This window comes from Arthrobacter sp. Y3222053 (assembly GCF_059092805.1).
Genome location: NZ_JBNHIA010000002.1, coordinates 636,906 through 652,525, shown reverse-complemented (window position 1 = coordinate 652,525; position 15,620 = coordinate 636,906). Strand labels below are relative to the sequence as shown.

The following is a 15,620-nucleotide window of genomic DNA, read 5'->3' as shown; positions in this document are numbered from 1 at the left end:
GGCGGCCGAACCCTCACAGGCCGGCGCGCCGGAGGGGCCGGTCAGTCGCTTTTGGTGCCGAAGACGATTTCATCCCAGCTGGGCACGGAGGAGCGCTTGGGCTTGATGGTCCGGCGCTCCCGGGCATTTTCCCCGCCGCGTCCGCTGCGGGCCTCTTCGGCCTCCTCGTGCCCGGGCGCGGGTTCAACCTTGTCCCAGGGGAAGCCGCCGCTGCGCGCCCCTGCCCGTGCCGGGGCCGACTCCGGGCGGTCCGCGGCCGGCTGGACGGCTTCTTCCTCAGCCTGGTCCTCCGCGCCGTCCGCCTGGTCCCGGCCGCTGTCGGCAGGCTCTGTGGACTCGGCAGGCTCTGCGGGGACGGGGCCGCGACGGCGGAAGGGCCGCGCGAGGAGGGTGATCTCCCGCGTCGGTTCGCTTCCGGCCGGCAGGTGCAGCGGGTCGGCCTCATCGGGGTCGTCGGCCGGGGCCACCAGGTTGAGGCGGCCGGTGCGCGGAGCAGCAGTTCCCTCGTCATCAGGTGCCTGGCCCGGGCGCGGATGGGCGGCCGGAATGCTGCCCTTGGCCAGCATCGCCGCCAGGGCGTCGTCGGCGTCCTCATCAGCGCCGAGCCGCTGTCCGCGCCGGGAGCGCAGGACGCTGAGCAGGTTGTCGGTGTCGTCGGGATCGGCGCCCTCGGCGTCGGCTTCCGCTTCGATGTCGAACACACGGTCCGCCACGGCCGACAGCCGGCGGGCCGGAACGGGGGAGTCCAGGGGCTCCAGCTCACTGAGCAGCTGGGCCCACCGGTTGGCGTTGGAGACGCTGCGCCGCAGCGGGCTGAAGATCCACTTGGCGGGAGGCTCCTCGCCCACGGAGACCGCGGAGTCCTCCGGCAGGGAGAAGCCGGCCACGACCTCCCAGGAATTATCCGGACGCCGCCACGCGTCCCACTCCACGTCCTCGGGGTCCACCGCGAAGTCGCGCAGGCGGTAGGCGACCATCTCGCCCAGGCTGACCGGACGCTCGCCGAACGCCGTCCGGTGCCGTTCGCCGGGAGCGGCGCCCGGGGCAGCCACCTCCACGCCCTGCGCCTGGCGGGCAATGTAGTCCCGCTCCGCCCGGACCGGGCCTTCATAACGCAGCACATGGGCCAGGTCGTGCCCCGAAAGGCGGGCGACCTCCTCGGCGCTGGCGCCGGCACGGATGCGGGCCTGGATATCGCGGGGCGTCATGGTAGGGCCGTCGGACTCGCCAGCTTGGACGGGCCGATGCGTCGGGCGGTTGGCGGCAACCCGAAGCGCCTCATCGATGCGGAGCCGGAACGTTTCGCCGCCCTTGCCGCTGAGCAGCAGGTGCTCCCCATCTTCGTGGACCCCGACGAGCCGCAGATCCTGCATGAAAAATCCTCCAGCCGGTAACAAGTTCCTTCTTGACACAATGCCATTTCCCGGGGGGAAAACCTACGCTTTGCCCGGGTGTGGCGCGGATCCGCGGGCCCGGTCCGGGCCGGGCACGTGATCCGGGCCACGCCCCGGAGCCTCTTTGCTCACAAACTGCAATTAATGGCTTACACCGGGCACGAAGGGGAGGCAGACGGCGTTGTACACCTAAGCCGCTTCCCGGACGCTCCTGGTCCGGAGGCGGCCGGCTGCGGCGCAAGGGCGCCGCTGCTCCGACTCCAGGGAACGCAGAGAACGGATTATGGCAACAGACTACGACGCTCCGCGGAAGTCCGAAGAGGACATCAAGGAGGACTCCCTCGAGGAGCTCAAGACCCGCCGCACCGAGACCCGGTCCGCGGTGGTGGACGAAGACGAAGCGGAGGCGGCGGACGCCTACGAGTTGCCGGGAGCGGACCTCTCCGGCGAGGAGCTGCTGGTCCGCGTGCTCCCGGCGCAGTCCGATGAATTCACCTGCGCCTCGTGCTTCCTGGTCCGGCACCGCTCGCAGATAGCAGCCGAAAAGGACGGGATGCTCTACTGCAGCGACTGCGCCGCCTGATTTCGGCCCGCCCCGCCGCCGCGGGTCAGTCCGTGCGGCCGGTCCGCAGGGCGGCCGCGAGCTGCTCGGGGCGGCGCGTGGAGGTCAGCCAGTACGGCGTGCGGTCAGCCGGGTCGGTGATTTCGATCCGCACCACGGGCGAGATCCATCCCCGGATGCACAGGTAGGCGATGCCGTTGAGGCGGGTGCCCCGCTCGGCGGTCGCTTCGTCACCGGTGAAGGCCTCGACGTCGCCCACAAAGCGGCGCTCGATCTGCGCGCGGCCCACCCGCAGGGTCGTCGGCGTCACCTCGATCACCGGGGTGGAGAGCAGCAGCAGCACCGTCATGATGATCGCGGCCACGATCGCGGCTATGATCCCCGCCTCGAGGCTGATGGGCACGAACACCAGCACGCACGAGGCGGCGATGCCGGCCACGACCAGCCAGATCCAGAACGACGGCAGCAGCCTTTCGGTGTAGATCGGGGCGGTGGGGGAGGTCTGCTGTGCGGAGTTGGGCATGGTCCCAGCATCCCACCTCGGCCGCAGGATTTCATATCGGGCCCCCGGGGCCGGGAGCGCGGCACACCGCCCGGCGCCGGGTGATGGAGGGCCGCGGCCGGGGCCGAACGGAACGGCTAAAGTAGGGTGCTGCGGCCGCGTGCCGCGGCCACGCTCGGTACGACAAGGCAGGAACAGGCACAAAATGACGGCTACGGAATCCGGCGCCACCATGACGGTGAAGCTGAAGATGCTCGACGACGGCCTCGCCGTCCCCGCGTACGCCCACCCGGGCGACGCGGGCGCGGACCTGTGCACCCGCGAGGACTTCACGCTCGGGCCCGGGGAACGCCGTCTGGTCCCGACAGGGGTCAGCATCGCCCTGCCGTTCGGCTACGTTGCCCTGGTGCACCCCCGGTCAGGGCTGGCCGCCAGGCACGGTGTGACCGTCCTCAACGCGCCGGGAACCGTCGATGCGGGGTACCGGGGCGAAATCTCGGTCACACTGGTGAATACGGACCGAACGGAGCCGATCAGCTTCCGCCGCGGCGACCGGATCGCCCAGCTGCTGATCCAGCGGGTGGAGACCGTCCGGTTCGAAACCGTGGACGAACTCGACGGCACGGCGCGCGGAGCCGGCGGGTTCGGCTCCACCGGAGGCTTCGGCGCCGGTCCGCGCTAGCCCCGGACCACTGGTCCCACCCACTACGGAAAGGAACCGGCCATGGCATTTGGGCGCCGGAAGAAGAACGCAGAGCAGCAGCCCGACGAGGCTGCCGAAGTCCGCTCGGACAACGAACCCGAACAGCACGCCGACGACGCCGCCGGTCCCTGGGATGAAGCCGACAAGCCCGGTGAGGAGGGCTACATCGACCTCGGCGCCCTTCGGATCGCGGCCACCCAGGGACTGCAGCTGCGCCTGGAAGTGGAGGAACGCAGCCAGCGCGTCGTGGCCGTGACCCTGGACTTCGAAGGCTCCAGCCTGCAGCTGCAGGCCTTCGCCGCACCCCGCTCCGAGCAGCTCTGGGACGACATCCGCGGCCAGATCAGCGCCTCCGTCGCATCGCAGGGCGGCACCGTAGATGAGCTGGAGGGCCCGTTCGGCACCCAGCTGCTGGCCAAGGTTCCGGCTCAGGCCCAGGACGGGTCCCGCGGTTTCCGGGTCGCACGCTTCGTCGGCGTGGACGGACCGCGCTGGTTCCTGCGCGGGGTCTTCGGCGGACCCGCCGCGGTTGACCCGAAGGCGGCGGCCGCCCTCGAAGACGTCTTCCGCAACGTGGTGGTGGTCCGCGGGGAGCAGCCGCTGCCGCCGCGGGACCTGCTGCAGCTGCGGCTGCCCCGGGATGCCTCACCGCTGCCGCGCCGCAAGGAGCCGCCGGTCCCGCCCACCCGCGGCCCGGAGATCACCACCATTGGCTGAGCGCCCGGTCGGACCGGGCCTCCGCTCCTGCCCGGTGGCGCAGCTGCCTTCGCGAGGACGCGTCCGGTGCAGCGGCTACGTCCAGGCCCTGACCCTGGTGCCGGCGTCGGAGCCGCCGCGGTTCACCGCCTATGTGGAGGACACGGCCGCCGATCCCGGGTCCCGCGGTCCGCGCCGCCGCGTCCGGCTGGTATGGATCGGACAGCGCCGGATCAGCGGTATCGAGGCCGGCACGCTGCTGGCCTTCGAAGGCATGGTCAGCACCGCGAAGGGCCTGCCCACGATCTACAACCCCCGATACGAGATCCTCGGACGCCCGGAGGGCACAGCATGAGCAAGGAACCAGGCAGCACAGCAGGTCCGGCCGGCGAACCGCCCGCCCCGTCCGCGGCCGACCTCGCCCGGCAGTACGCCGAGCGGGCCGGGGTGGAGCGCCGCGGTGACGGGCAGATCGACGTCCTGGCTTCCGTGGGCGGCGTCCGCGGCCTCGTCGAGGCCGTGGTGCCCGGGCTGCTGTTCACCGTCCTGTTCACCGCCGGTGCAGGCCTGGGGGCGGCCCTGACCGTCGCCGTCGTCTCCGCCGCCGGGTTCTCGGTCGCCTCGCTCATCGCCCGCCGGCCCCTGATGCAGTCCCTCACCGGCCTGATCGGCGTGCTCATCTGCGCCGTCTTCGCCCTTCGCAGCGGCAGCGGGACCACATACTTCCTCCCGGGCTTCTACACCAACGGCGCCTACGTCCTGGCCTTCATCGTCTCGATCGCGGTCCGCTGGCCGGTGGCCGGACTGCTGTTCGGGTTCATCCGCGGCGAGGGCATCGAGTGGCGTGCCAGCCGGGCCAGGGTGCGCTCCTACCAGCTGGCCACCTGGATCATCGCCTCCGTCTTCGCGCTGCGCCTGGCCGTCCAGCTGCCGCTCTACCTGGCCGACAACGTGGCCGCGCTGGGCACCCTGCGGCTGGCGATGGGCGTGCCCCTGTACGCACTGGGCCTGTGGCTGGCGTGGATGGTCTCCCGCCCACCGGTGCCGGCCGCTCCGGGCGGCGCCGCCGAAGCACCCGGCAACGACGGCGCCGGGCGCTAGGCCGCTCCTTCGTCTCCCGCGCCGGTGCGCCCGCCCAGCACCGCCCGCAGCTCGTCCTCGGCGGCGATGGTCGTCACGAAGAACAGCTCGTCGCCGGGCTCGATCACGTCGTCGGGGCTGGGCGTGATCGGAACGTCGTCGCGCAGGATGGCGACGACGGTCGAGTCCGCCGGCCAGGACACCTCGCCAAGCGTGCGCCCGGTGAGCACCGAACCGTCCGGAACGGTGAACTCCACCATGGATGAGACCCCGGTCTGCAGCGTCAGCAGCCGCACCAGGTCGCCGACCTCGACCGCCTCCTCGACCAGGGCGGTCATCAGGCGGGGGGTGCTGACGGCGACGTCGACACCCCAGGAGTCGTCGAACATCCAGTCGTTCTTCGGGTTGTTCACCCGGCCCACCGTGCGGGCCACGCCGAACTCGCTCTTGGCGAGCAGGGAGAGCACCAGGTTCGCCTTGTCGTCGCCGGTTGCGGCGACGACGACGTCGGCGTCCTCCAGGCGGGCGTCCTGCAGGGTGCTGAACTCGCACGCATCGCCGATCAACCAACGGGCGCCGACCACTTCGCTGCGTCCCACCGCCTCGGGTTTCCGGTCGATCAGCAGCACATCGTGGCCGTGGGAGAGCAGCTCCCGCGCGATGGAGGAACCGACGCTGCCTGCTCCGGCAATCACTACCCGCATCTACCCGTTGCCTCCGTCCGGTCCCTTGGCCAATATGCGGGAGATCTCCGCAGTGCGCTCCACGGCCATCATGGCGTGCACCGTGTCTCCCTGCTGGTACCGCGTTCCGGCGCCGGGCAGGATGCCTTCCCCGAACCGGGTGAGGTACGCGATCCGGACACCGGCGGTCGCCTCGATCAGGCTGAGCGGCCGGCCCAGCCAGTCTTCGGCCAGCGTCAGTTCGCCCAGGATCAGGCGTCCGGAGGATTCCCGGAAGTCTCCGTTGATGCTCTGCTCGGGCAGGATCCGGCGCAGCACCTGGTCGGCGCTCCAGCGCACGGCCGCGACGGTGGGGATGCCGAGGCGCTGATAGATCTCGGCCCGGCCGGGATCATAGATCCGGGCCACCACGTGCGGAACGTGGAAGGTTTCGCGGGCCACCCGGGTGGCCAGGATGTTGGAGTTGTCGCCGCTGGAGACCGCGGCGAAGGCGTAGGCCTGGTCGATGCCGGCTTCCTGCAGGGTGTCCCGGTCGAAGCCGACGCCGGTCACGCGCCGCCCGGAGAAGGTGTGGCGCAGCCGCCGGAAGGCACTCTCGTCCTGGTCGATCACCGCCACCGAATGGCCGGCATTGTCCAGGGTGTGGGCCAGCGTCATCCCGACCCTGCCGCACCCCATGATCACGTAGTGGGCCACGCCCGTTCCACCTCGGTTTTCCCGGCCGCCTGCGCGGGCGGCCGCTGCGCTGCCCGGCGGCTGCGGCATGCCGCGCCGGGCTGATACGTATCGAAAGCTTAGTTGAGGGCGGAGCCATTCCGCCTCCGCGGCGCCGCCGTGGTGAGATGGAGTCATCGAGCAAGGAAGAAGCACCGGCACCATGAACGGCACAACAAACGTGAACACAGACAAGCAGGGCACCCTCGAGCTCACCGTCGAGGCCCCGGCGCACGGCGGCCACTTCGTGGCGCGGCACGAAGGGCGCGTGGTCTTCGTCCGCCATGCCCTGCCCGGCGAACGGGTCAGGGCGCGTCTGACCGATGGCGGCCCGGACGCGAAATTCTGGCGCGCGGACACCGTCGAGGTGCTGGAGCCGGCCGACGGCCGGAGGGAGCATTTCTGGGCCGAGGCCGATGCGCTGCGCGCCGCCGCCGAGAGCCGGCTCCCGGTGGGAGGCGCCGAGTTCGGGCACATCGACCTGGCCGAACAGCGCCGGCTCAAGGCCCGCATCTTCGAGGAGCAGCTGGCCCGGCTGGCCGGCCTGGACCGCGCCGTCGAGGTGGAGCCCGCCCTGGCGGAGGCACCGGACGGGCTGGGATGGCGGACGAGGGCCTCCTTCTCCGTGACGCCCGAGGGGCAGCTGGCCATGCACCCCCACCGTTCCGAGGCCCTGGTTCCGGTGGAGGCAATGCCCCTGGCCGTGCCGGCGCTCAATGCGCTGAACCTGTGGAAGACGGACTTCACCGGCGTCGAACGGGTGGAGGTGGCGGCTCCGGCGGCCGGCGACGATCCGCTGGTCCTGCTGATCCCGGCCCCCGGAACCCGCGCCGCACGCCTGTCCCGGATCGCCGCCGAGCTGCCGGGGACCTGCTCGGTGGCCGCCTGGGAACCGGAAACCCACCGGCTGACCCGCCTGCGCGGCCGGACCTGGGTGCGTGAGGAAGCCGCAGGACACCGTTACCGGGTCACCGGCGCGGGCTTCTGGCAGATCCACCGCACCGCCCCGCAGACCCTGGTCGGCGCCGTGCTCGAGGGCCTGCAGCCGGAGCCGGGGGAGCGCGCCGCGGATCTGTACGCCGGGGCCGGGCTGTTCACCGGCCCGCTGGCCGCCGCCGTCGGGCCCGGCGGCTCGGTGCTTTCCGTCGAGGGCTCACCCGGCACCAGCCGCGACGCGCGGAAGAACCTGTTCGACCAACCCCAGGTCGACATCGTCCAGGGCCGGGTGGACCGGGTGCTGGGCCGCGACCGCCGGGCCCTGGACCTGGTGCTGCTGGACCCGCCCCGGGCCGGCGCGGGAAAGCAGGTCATCGCGCAGATCGACGCGGCCGCCCCGCGCGCCGTCGGCTACGTGTCCTGCGACCCGGCGTCGTTCGCCCGGGACCTGGGGTACCTGCGCCGTTCAGGGTGGGGACTGCGCGCGCTGCGGGTCTTCGATCTCTACCCCCACACCCATCACATGGAGTCCTTTGCCGTCCTGACGCGGGACTGAGCAGCCACAGCTCAACTCGCGGAGCGGCCGGTATTCAGCCCCAACCGGCACCGAAACCGATAGGATGGGGACCAGTTGTCCCGTTCCGCCTGGGGAAAGCCTGCTGCATAATATGGCCCGGCACGGCTGCCGGACTGTGAAATCGGCTCCCGCCGGCGCGCAGGCAGGTGCCCCGGCAGTGAAAACAGACCACCGTTTTGCCTGCCGCCCATAAGGGAGCCGGTTAGGAAAACCTAACTGGCGGGTGGTGGAGCGCTGGACAAAGATAAGACGGTGGCGAGAGGAGTCCTGTTATGACTAATGTGGACAGCTTCGGTTCCAAAGGCGTTCTAAACGTCGGTGGATCCGAGTACGAAATTTTCCGGCTGAATTCGGTCGAAGGCGCCCAGAGCCTTCCGTTCAGCCTCAAGGTACTGCTGGAGAACCTGCTGCGCACCGAAGACGGTGCCAACATCACGGCCGACCACGTCCGCGCCCTGGCGCAGTGGGACGCAGACGCAGAGCCCAGCACCGAAATCCAGTTCACCCCGGCCCGCGTGATCATGCAGGACTTCACCGGCGTTCCCTGCATCGTGGACCTGGCGACCATGCGTGAAGCCGTTGCCGACCTCGGCGGCGACCCCAAGCGGGTCAACCCGCTCGCTCCGGCGGAAATGGTCATCGACCACTCCGTGCAGATCGACGCCTTCGGCAACTCCGGCGCCCTCGAGCGCAACATGGAGATCGAGTACCAGCGCAACGGCGAGCGGTACCAGTTCCTGCGCTGGGGCCAGACCGCGTTCGACGACTTCAAGGTCGTTCCCCCGGGCATGGGCATCGTCCACCAGGTCAACATCGAGTACCTGGCCCGCACGGTCATGACCCGCGAGGTTGACGGCGTGCTGCGCGCCTACCCCGACACCTGCGTCGGCACCGACTCGCACACCACCATGGTCAACGGCCTGGGCGTGCTCGGCTGGGGCGTCGGCGGCATCGAGGCCGAGGCGGCCATGCTCGGCCAGCCCGTCTCCATGCTGATTCCGCGCGTCGTCGGCTTCAAGCTGACCGGCGAGATCCCCGCCGGCGCCACCGCCACCGACGTCGTGCTCACCATCACCGAAATGCTGCGCAAGCACGGTGTCGTCGGCAAGTTCGTCGAGTTCTACGGCGAAGGCGTTGCCTCCGTGCCGCTGGCCAACCGCGCCACCATCGGCAACATGAGCCCCGAGTTCGGTTCCACCGCCGCGATCTTCCCGATCGACGACGTGACCCTGGACTACCTGCGCCTGACCGGCCGCTCCGAGGAGAACGTCGCCCTGGTCGAGGCCTACGCCAAGGAACAGGGCCTGTGGCACGACCCGTCCAACGAGGTCAAGTACTCCGAGTACCTTGAGCTGGACCTGTCCACCGTGGTGCCTTCCATCGCCGGCCCGAAGCGGCCGCAGGACCGTGTGGAACTGACGAACGCCAAGGCGCAGTTCCGTGACGACCTGAAGAACTACGTCACCCACGTGGATGAAGACGTCACCGCGGGCGACACCGCCGACGACGCCTCCGCCCAGTCCTTCCCGGCCTCCGACGCCCCGGCGTTCGACGCCACGGACGAGCAGTCCGAGAAGGACCGGCCGCGCGAGGACCACGCCCACACCGTCGACGGCCGCGCCTCCCACCAGGTGCCGGTCACGATGGCCGACGGCCGCAGCTTCGAGCTGGACCACGGCGCCGTCACGATCGCGTCGATCACCTCCTGCACGAACACGTCCAACCCGTCCGTGATGATGGCCGCCGCGGTGCTGGCCCGCAACGCGGTCGAGAAGGGCCTCGCCTCGAAGCCGTGGGTCAAGACCTCGGTCGCCCCCGGCTCGAAGGTGGTCACCGATTACTACGAGAAGTCGGGCCTGATCCCGTACCTGGAGAAGCTCGGCTTCTTCATCGTCGGCTACGGCTGCGCCACCTGCATCGGCAACTCCGGCCCGCTGGAGCAGGAGATCTCCGACGCGATCAACGAGGCCGACCTCGCCGTGACCGCGGTGCTTTCGGGCAACCGCAACTTCGAGGGCCGCATCAACCCCGATGTGAAGATGAACTACCTGGCCTCCCCGCCGCTGGTGGTCGCCTACGCCCTCGCCGGCACGATGGACTTCGACTTCGAGAACGATCCGCTGGGCCAGGACGCCGACGGCAACGAGGTCTTCCTCAAGGACATCTGGCCGAACCCGAACGAGGTTCAGCAGATCATCGACTCGTCCATCGACAAGGAGATGTTCACCGACAGCTACAACACCATCTTCGAGGGTGACGAGCGGTGGCAGTCCCTGCCGACGCCGGAAGGCGCGACGTTCGAGTGGAACCCCGAGTCCACCTACGTGCGGAAGCCCCCGTACTTCGAGGGCATGAAGGCGCAGCCCGAGCCGGTTTCCGACATCGACGGCGCCCGCGTGCTGCTGAAGCTGGGCGATTCGGTCACCACCGACCACATCTCCCCGGCCGGCTCCTTCAAGTCCGACACCCCCGCCGGCAAGTACCTGCTGGAGCACGGTGTTGCGCGCAAGGACTTCAACTCGTACGGCTCCCGCCGTGGCAACCACGAGGTGATGATCCGCGGTACGTTCGCGAACATCCGCATCAAGAACCAGCTCCTCGACGGCGTCGAGGGCGGCTTCACCCGCGACTTCACGCAGGCCGACGGACCGCAGAACACGGTCTACGACGCCGCGATGAACTACCAGGCCGCCGGCACGCCGCTGGTCGTCCTGGCCGGCAAGGAGTACGGTTCCGGCTCGTCGCGTGACTGGGCCGCCAAGGGCACCGCGCTGCTGGGCGTCAAGGCCGTCATCGCCGAGAGCTACGAGCGGATCCACCGCTCGAACCTCATCGGCATGGGCGTCCTGCCGCTGCAGTACCCGGCCGGCGTGAACGCCGAGACCCTGGGCCTGACCGGCACCGAGACCTTCTCCGTCGAGGGCGTCACCGAGCTGAACAACGGCACCACCCCGAAGACCGTCAAGGTCACGGCCAAGCCCGAGAACGGCGAGGCCATCGAGTTCGACGCGGTTGTCCGCATCGACACTCCGGGCGAAGCCGACTACTACCGCAACGGCGGCATCCTGCAGTACGTGCTGCGGCAGATTTCCGCCAAGTAGCAGCGCCAAGCGCGTCCCGCCTCCTGGGGCGGGCGAAGGCCCCGGGCCCGGCCACCATCCGCATCACGCGGACGGAGGCCGGGCCCGGGGCCTTCTGCGTGCCGGGGCCGGGCCGACGCGCTAAAGTTAACCGATGCGGCGGCGCTTACCGCCGCCCTTCGAACAAGGGAGGCAACCCTTTTGGGACTTCTGGAAACCATCCAAGATCCCCGGGACCTTAGCCGGCTTTCGCAGCGGCAGCTCGAGAACCTGGCTGAAGAGATCCGCGCATTCCTCATCCGGAACGTTGCGCAGACCGGCGGGCACCTCGGCCCCAACCTCGGCGTGGTGGAACTCACGCTCGGCATGCACCGTGTCTTCGACTCCCCGCGTGACAGTTTCATCTTCGACACCGGGCATCAGTCGTACGTGCACAAAATCGTCACCGGCCGCCGCGACTTTGCCACGCTGCGCCAGCAGGGGGGCCTGTCCGGGTACCCCTCCCGTGCCGAGTCGGTCCACGACATCGTGGAAAGCTCGCACGCCTCATCTTCGCTGTCCTGGGCGGACGGGATCTCCCGGGCCCGGCAGCTGTCAGGTGACTCCGAGCGCTACACGGTCGTCCTGGTGGGCGACGGCGCGCTCACCGGCGGCATGGCCTGGGAGGCCCTGAACAACATTGCCGCCGATCAGCGGCGCCGCGTGGTCATTGTCGTCAACGACAACGGACGGTCCTACGCCCCCACCATCGGCGGCGTCGCCGACTACCTGGCGTCGCTGCGGCCCACGCTCGACTCGGTGCGGACGCACCGCGTGTATGAGCGCACCCTTAACTACTGGAAGGGCCGGCTGCAGAGCGGCGGCCCGCTCGGCCGTCTGGCCTACCACAGCCTCCACGCCGCCAAGAAAGGCATCAAGGACTGGTGGGCCCCGCAGGGCCTGTTCGAGGACCTGGGGCTAAAATACGTCGGTCCCGTGGACGGCCATGACCTGGCCGCCGTCGAACAGGCGCTGCAGAAGGCCCGCAACTACGGCGGTCCGGTGATCGTCCATGCCATCACTGAGAAGGGGCGCGGCTACGCTCCGGCGCGGGCCGACGTCGCCGATCAGTTCCACGCCGTCGGCGTGATCGACCCCGAGACCGGGGCGCCCGTGGCGCCGGGCGGCAAGGAGTCCTGGACCTCCGTCTTCGCCACCGAGATTGCCGAGATCGCCGGGGAGCGGCCCGACATCGTGGGCATCACGGGCGCGATGCTGATTCCCGTGGGCCTGCACCGGTTCGCCGAGAAGTACCCGGAGCGGGTGTTCGACGTCGGCATCGCCGAACAGCATGCCCTCGCCTCCGCCGCGGGCATGGCCTACGGCGGGCTGCACCCGGTGGTGGCGGTATATGCGACCTTCCTGAACCGCGCCTTCGACCAGCTGCTGATGGACGTGGCCCTGCACAAGGCCGGAGTCACCGTGGTGCTCGACCGTGCCGGCGTGACCGGGCCCGACGGCGCGAGCCACCACGGCATGTGGGACATGTCCATGCTGCAGATCGTTCCCGGCCTGCATCTGGCCGCGCCCCGCGATGCCACCCGGCTCAAGGAGGAGCTGCGCGAGGCCGTGCAGATTTCCGACGCGCCCAGCGTCGTGCGCTTCTCCAAGGGCACCGTGGGCGCGGACATCAATGCCGAGGAACGCACCGCGGACGGTGTGGACGTCCTTCGCCGGCGCAGGACCGACGGAGACAGCGCCGACGTGCTCATCGTCACGGTGGGAGCTATGGCCGAAATGGGGCTCGAGGTGTCGGAGCGGCTGGCCGCCCAGGGGATCAGCTCCACCGTGGCGGACCCCCGCTGGGTGCTTCCGGTGCCGCGCTCCATCATCAGCATGGCCGCCGAACACCGGATCGTGATTGTCATCGAAGACGGGGTGCGGGCCGGCGGCGTCGGCTCCCGCATCCGGCAGGAGATGCGCGCGGCGGGCGTGGACACCGCGCTGAACGAGGTGGGTCTGCCGGTCGAGTTCCTTGACCACGGCACGCGCGCCGAGGTGCTCGAAAGGGTGGGCCTTACCGCCCGCCAGGTTGCGCAGGACGTCACGGCGCAGGTGCTCGGAACCAAGGTTCCCTTTGCCCGGCCGCTGCCGGGACAGGAGCTGCCCACCGGGCAGATACCGAAGATCCAGTAGCCGCCGGCCGCCGGCCGGGGGCAGTGAGCGAAGGATGGAAACACCATGGCACAGAACCTTCCCGCACTCGCTGTCACCGGCGCCACCGGAGCGCTGGGCGGCGCCGTCGCCCGGCTCCTGGCCGAGGCCGGCGTCACCCACCGGCTGCTCGCCCGCCATCCGGCGCGGCTACCCCCGCTGCCGGGCGTCCCGGTCTACGCGGTCACATACGCAGACCGCCTCGCCGCGGAGAAGGCGCTGCAGGGCGTCGAGGTCCTGTTCATGGTGTCCGTGGACGAACACCCGCGCCGGTGGGAGGAGCAGCGGACCTTTGTGGACGCAGCCGCGGACGCGGGCGTGCGGCACATCGTCTACACCTCGTTCATGGCGGCCGCCCCTGACGCAGTGTTCACCCTGGCCCGGGATCACTGGGATACCGAGGAGTACATCCGCAGTCACCGGATCACCCACACCTTCCTGCGCAGCTGCCTGTATCAGGATGTGCTGCCGGGTTTCGCCGGTCCCGACGGCGTGATCCGCGGACCCGCCGGGGAGGGCAGGCTTGCCTCCGTGGCCCGCGCCGACGTCGCCCGGGCAGCGGCGAGGATTCTTGCCCGGCCGGAGGACCACCGCGACCGGACCTACACGCTGACCGGCCCGCAGGCGCTGAACTTCTCCGAGATCGCCGCAATCCTGACGCGGGTGACCGGGTCCCGGGTCAGCTATCACAACGAGACCCTTCAGGAGGCCATCGAGTCGCGGCAGGCAGCCGGGGCCTCGCCGTGGCAGGCCGAGGCCTGGGCCAGCACCTACGCGGCCGTCGCCGCCGGGCATCTGTCCGCCGTCAGCCAGGACGTGGAGCAGCTCACCGGTTCCCCGCCGATCCGGCTCGAACGCTATCTGCTTCAGTGAACCTTTGGTGAACAGGGCCCCGGTTCCGGCCTGACCTCTGGCGGGCGTCCGTACGCCGGACTAGGGTCGGGGGCATGGTGAGTGAGATGCATCCCTATGCCCATGTCCCCGCATTGGAAGGGGCACCGGACGCCGGTGAAACCCCTGAGGACATTGCCCGGTTCCTCGCGGACTGCACCGTGGGTGGCCTCGACGACACTGCCGCGACCCCCGCCGCAGACCTCTACGGCATGTACATCATCTGGTGCGAACAGGCGGGCGGCACCCCGGCCTCGGTGCAGGCGTTCTCCGCTGCCGCGCGGGGCCAGGGCCTGGAACCGCAGCGGCGGCACCAGGAGCAGGTGTACCCGGGAGTGCTGCCCACCGGGCCCATACCCATCCAATACATCCTTGAGACGGACAAACCGCCCAGCCTCAACAGCGCCCTGAACCTGCTTCCCGGGACCTGAATCAGGCTTGGTAGCGTAGGGCCCATGACCTCTTACACACGACTGGGCCGCTCCGGCCTGACCGTCTCCACTGTTGGCCTGGGCTGCAACAATCTCGGACGCACCGGAACCGCCACCCGAACCCAGGAAGGCACCGATGCGGTGGTGAATGCCGCCCTCGACGCCGGCATTACGCTCTTCGACGTGGCCGACAGCTACGGCGCCCACCCGGGCCTCAGCGAGGAGATGCTGGGCAAGGCGCTGGGCGCCCGGCGGCAGGACGTCGTGCTCGCCACCAAGTTCGGCATGGACATGGCCGGTGCCAACGGGCCCGACTTCGGCGCACGGGGATCCCGCCGGTACATCGTGCGGGCCGCCGAGGCGTCGCTCCGCCGCCTCGGCACGGACTGGATCGACCTCTACCAGTTCCACACTCCGGATGACCTGACGCCGATCGAGGAGACGCTTGCCGCCCTCAATGACCTGGTGACCGCCGGAAAGGTCCGCTACATCGGGCACAGCAACCGCGCCGGCTGGCAGATCGCCGAGGCTGAGTTCACGGCCCGGATGGGTGGATACACCCCCTTCATCTCCGCCCAGAACCACTACAACCTGCTGGACCGCCGGGCCGAGCTGGAAGTCACACCGGCGGCGGAGGCCTACGGCCTCGGTGTGCTGCCCTACTTCCCGCTCGCCAACGGCCTGCTGACCGGCAAGTACTCTTCCGGCCAGGCACCGGAGGGCAGCCGTCTGACGCACTCGCGGCAGAACCTGCTGGAGAAGGCCGATCTGGAGCAGCTGGCCGAGTTCGGTGCCTTCGCCCGGGACCGCGGGCTGAGCGAAGTGGAGGTCGCCTTCTCCTGGCTGACGTCCCGCCCGTCCGTGGCATCGGTCATCGCCGGAGCAACCAAGCCGGAACAGGTGAAGCAGAACGCCGAAGCGGCGTCCTGGGTGCCGGATGAAAAGGACCTCGAGGAGCTGGACCGGATCTTCCCGCAGGCACCGAAGGTGGCTTTGTTCTAGCGCTTCCGGGACGCCTGTCCCGTCGGGCCGGCGCCCGGCGGGACAGGCGTCCTAAGGGTGCTGATTATTATTCCGCCGGGCTCCGCGGCTAGGGTCGAAGGGTGAGTACTTCCATCCGATCCAAGCAGCGGCCGTCCTCCGGTCCGGTCCCCGTGTCCGCAGCCACGCAAGCCGGC

Annotated in this window: 15 protein-coding genes; 11 read left to right on the top strand and 4 right to left on the bottom strand. The window is 69.9% G+C overall.

Annotated features, from left to right (window positions below):
- Positions 1 to 41: 41 nt before the first annotated feature.
- Positions 42 to 1,373, bottom strand: coding sequence for a septation protein SepH (gene sepH / locus AC5RUW_RS07280; RefSeq protein ID WP_494160061.1), 1,332 nt, complete (start codon positions 1,371 to 1,373; stop codon positions 42 to 44).
- Between the two features lie 304 nt (positions 1,374 to 1,677).
- On the opposite strand from sepH, the gene AC5RUW_RS07275 reads away from it, so the two are divergent.
- Positions 1,678 to 1,977 carry a DUF4193 domain-containing protein gene (locus AC5RUW_RS07275; RefSeq protein ID WP_494160060.1) on the top strand — a complete coding sequence of 100 codons (300 nt, stop codon included), beginning with the start codon at positions 1,678 to 1,680 and terminating at the stop codon, positions 1,975 to 1,977.
- A gap of 25 nt (positions 1,978 to 2,002) precedes the next feature.
- Here AC5RUW_RS07275 and AC5RUW_RS07270 read toward each other — a convergent pair whose 3' ends face one another.
- A complete protein-coding gene (locus tag AC5RUW_RS07270) occupies positions 2,003 to 2,479 on the bottom strand; it encodes a DUF3093 domain-containing protein (RefSeq protein ID WP_494160059.1) in 477 nt (158 codons plus the stop codon).
- A gap of 184 nt (positions 2,480 to 2,663) precedes the next feature.
- Between AC5RUW_RS07270 and dut the strand changes: the two genes are divergently transcribed.
- From dut to AC5RUW_RS07250, 4 genes are read left to right on the top strand one after another with little or no spacing between them, the layout of a single operon-like run.
- The gene (gene dut, locus AC5RUW_RS07265) at positions 2,664 to 3,140 is read left to right on the top strand and encodes a dUTP diphosphatase (RefSeq protein WP_494160058.1); all 477 of its coding nucleotides are present in this window, start codon (positions 2,664 to 2,666) and stop codon (positions 3,138 to 3,140) included.
- A gap of 42 nt (positions 3,141 to 3,182) precedes the next feature.
- The gene (locus tag AC5RUW_RS07260; RefSeq protein ID WP_494160057.1) at positions 3,183 to 3,878 is read left to right on the top strand and encodes a DUF3710 domain-containing protein; all 696 of its coding nucleotides are present in this window, start codon (positions 3,183 to 3,185) and stop codon (positions 3,876 to 3,878) included.
- Entirely contained in the window at positions 3,871 to 4,212 is a 342-nt protein-coding gene (locus tag AC5RUW_RS07255) for a single stranded DNA-binding domain-containing protein (protein WP_494160056.1), read from the top strand. The genes AC5RUW_RS07260 and AC5RUW_RS07255 overlap by 8 nt, the downstream gene beginning before the upstream one ends.
- Entirely contained in the window at positions 4,209 to 4,958 is a 750-nt protein-coding gene (locus AC5RUW_RS07250; protein ID WP_494160055.1) for a DUF3159 domain-containing protein, read from the top strand. Before AC5RUW_RS07255 ends, AC5RUW_RS07250 begins: the two co-directional genes overlap by 4 nt.
- On the opposite strand, the gene AC5RUW_RS07245 is transcribed toward AC5RUW_RS07250, so the two are convergent.
- The gene (locus tag AC5RUW_RS07245; protein ID WP_494160054.1) at positions 4,955 to 5,641 is read right to left on the bottom strand and encodes a potassium channel family protein; all 687 of its coding nucleotides are present in this window, start codon (positions 5,639 to 5,641) and stop codon (positions 4,955 to 4,957) included. The genes AC5RUW_RS07250 and AC5RUW_RS07245 overlap by 4 nt on opposite strands.
- Positions 5,642 to 6,316 (bottom strand): potassium channel family protein, encoded by a 675-nt coding sequence (locus tag AC5RUW_RS07240; protein ID WP_494160053.1) that lies wholly within the window; start codon positions 6,314 to 6,316, stop codon positions 5,642 to 5,644. It lies immediately after the preceding gene.
- Between the two features lie 181 nt (positions 6,317 to 6,497).
- Between AC5RUW_RS07240 and AC5RUW_RS07235 the strand changes: the two genes are divergently transcribed.
- The 6 genes from AC5RUW_RS07235 (at position 6,498) to AC5RUW_RS07210 (ending at position 15,444) form a co-directional block, all read left to right on the top strand.
- Complete coding sequence (locus AC5RUW_RS07235; protein ID WP_494160052.1) at positions 6,498 to 7,826, top strand: class I SAM-dependent RNA methyltransferase; 1,329 nt, start codon at positions 6,498 to 6,500, stop codon at positions 7,824 to 7,826.
- A gap of 293 nt (positions 7,827 to 8,119) precedes the next feature.
- Positions 8,120 to 10,948 carry an aconitate hydratase gene (locus AC5RUW_RS07230; RefSeq protein ID WP_494160051.1) on the top strand — a complete coding sequence of 943 codons (2,829 nt, stop codon included), beginning with the start codon at positions 8,120 to 8,122 and terminating at the stop codon, positions 10,946 to 10,948.
- Positions 10,949 to 11,128: 180 nt separating this feature from the next.
- A complete protein-coding gene (dxs, locus tag AC5RUW_RS07225; protein ID WP_494160050.1) occupies positions 11,129 to 13,102 on the top strand; it encodes a 1-deoxy-D-xylulose-5-phosphate synthase in 1,974 nt (657 codons plus the stop codon).
- A gap of 45 nt (positions 13,103 to 13,147) precedes the next feature.
- On the top strand, positions 13,148 to 13,993 hold the full coding sequence (locus AC5RUW_RS07220) for an SDR family oxidoreductase (RefSeq protein WP_494160049.1): 846 nt from the start codon (positions 13,148 to 13,150) through the stop codon (positions 13,991 to 13,993).
- 74 nt (positions 13,994 to 14,067) lie between these two features.
- A complete protein-coding gene (locus AC5RUW_RS07215; RefSeq protein WP_494160048.1) occupies positions 14,068 to 14,442 on the top strand; it encodes a hypothetical protein in 375 nt (124 codons plus the stop codon).
- 24 nt (positions 14,443 to 14,466) lie between these two features.
- Entirely contained in the window at positions 14,467 to 15,444 is a 978-nt protein-coding gene (locus AC5RUW_RS07210; RefSeq protein ID WP_494160047.1) for an aldo/keto reductase, read from the top strand.
- Positions 15,445 to 15,620: the final 176 nt, after the last annotated feature.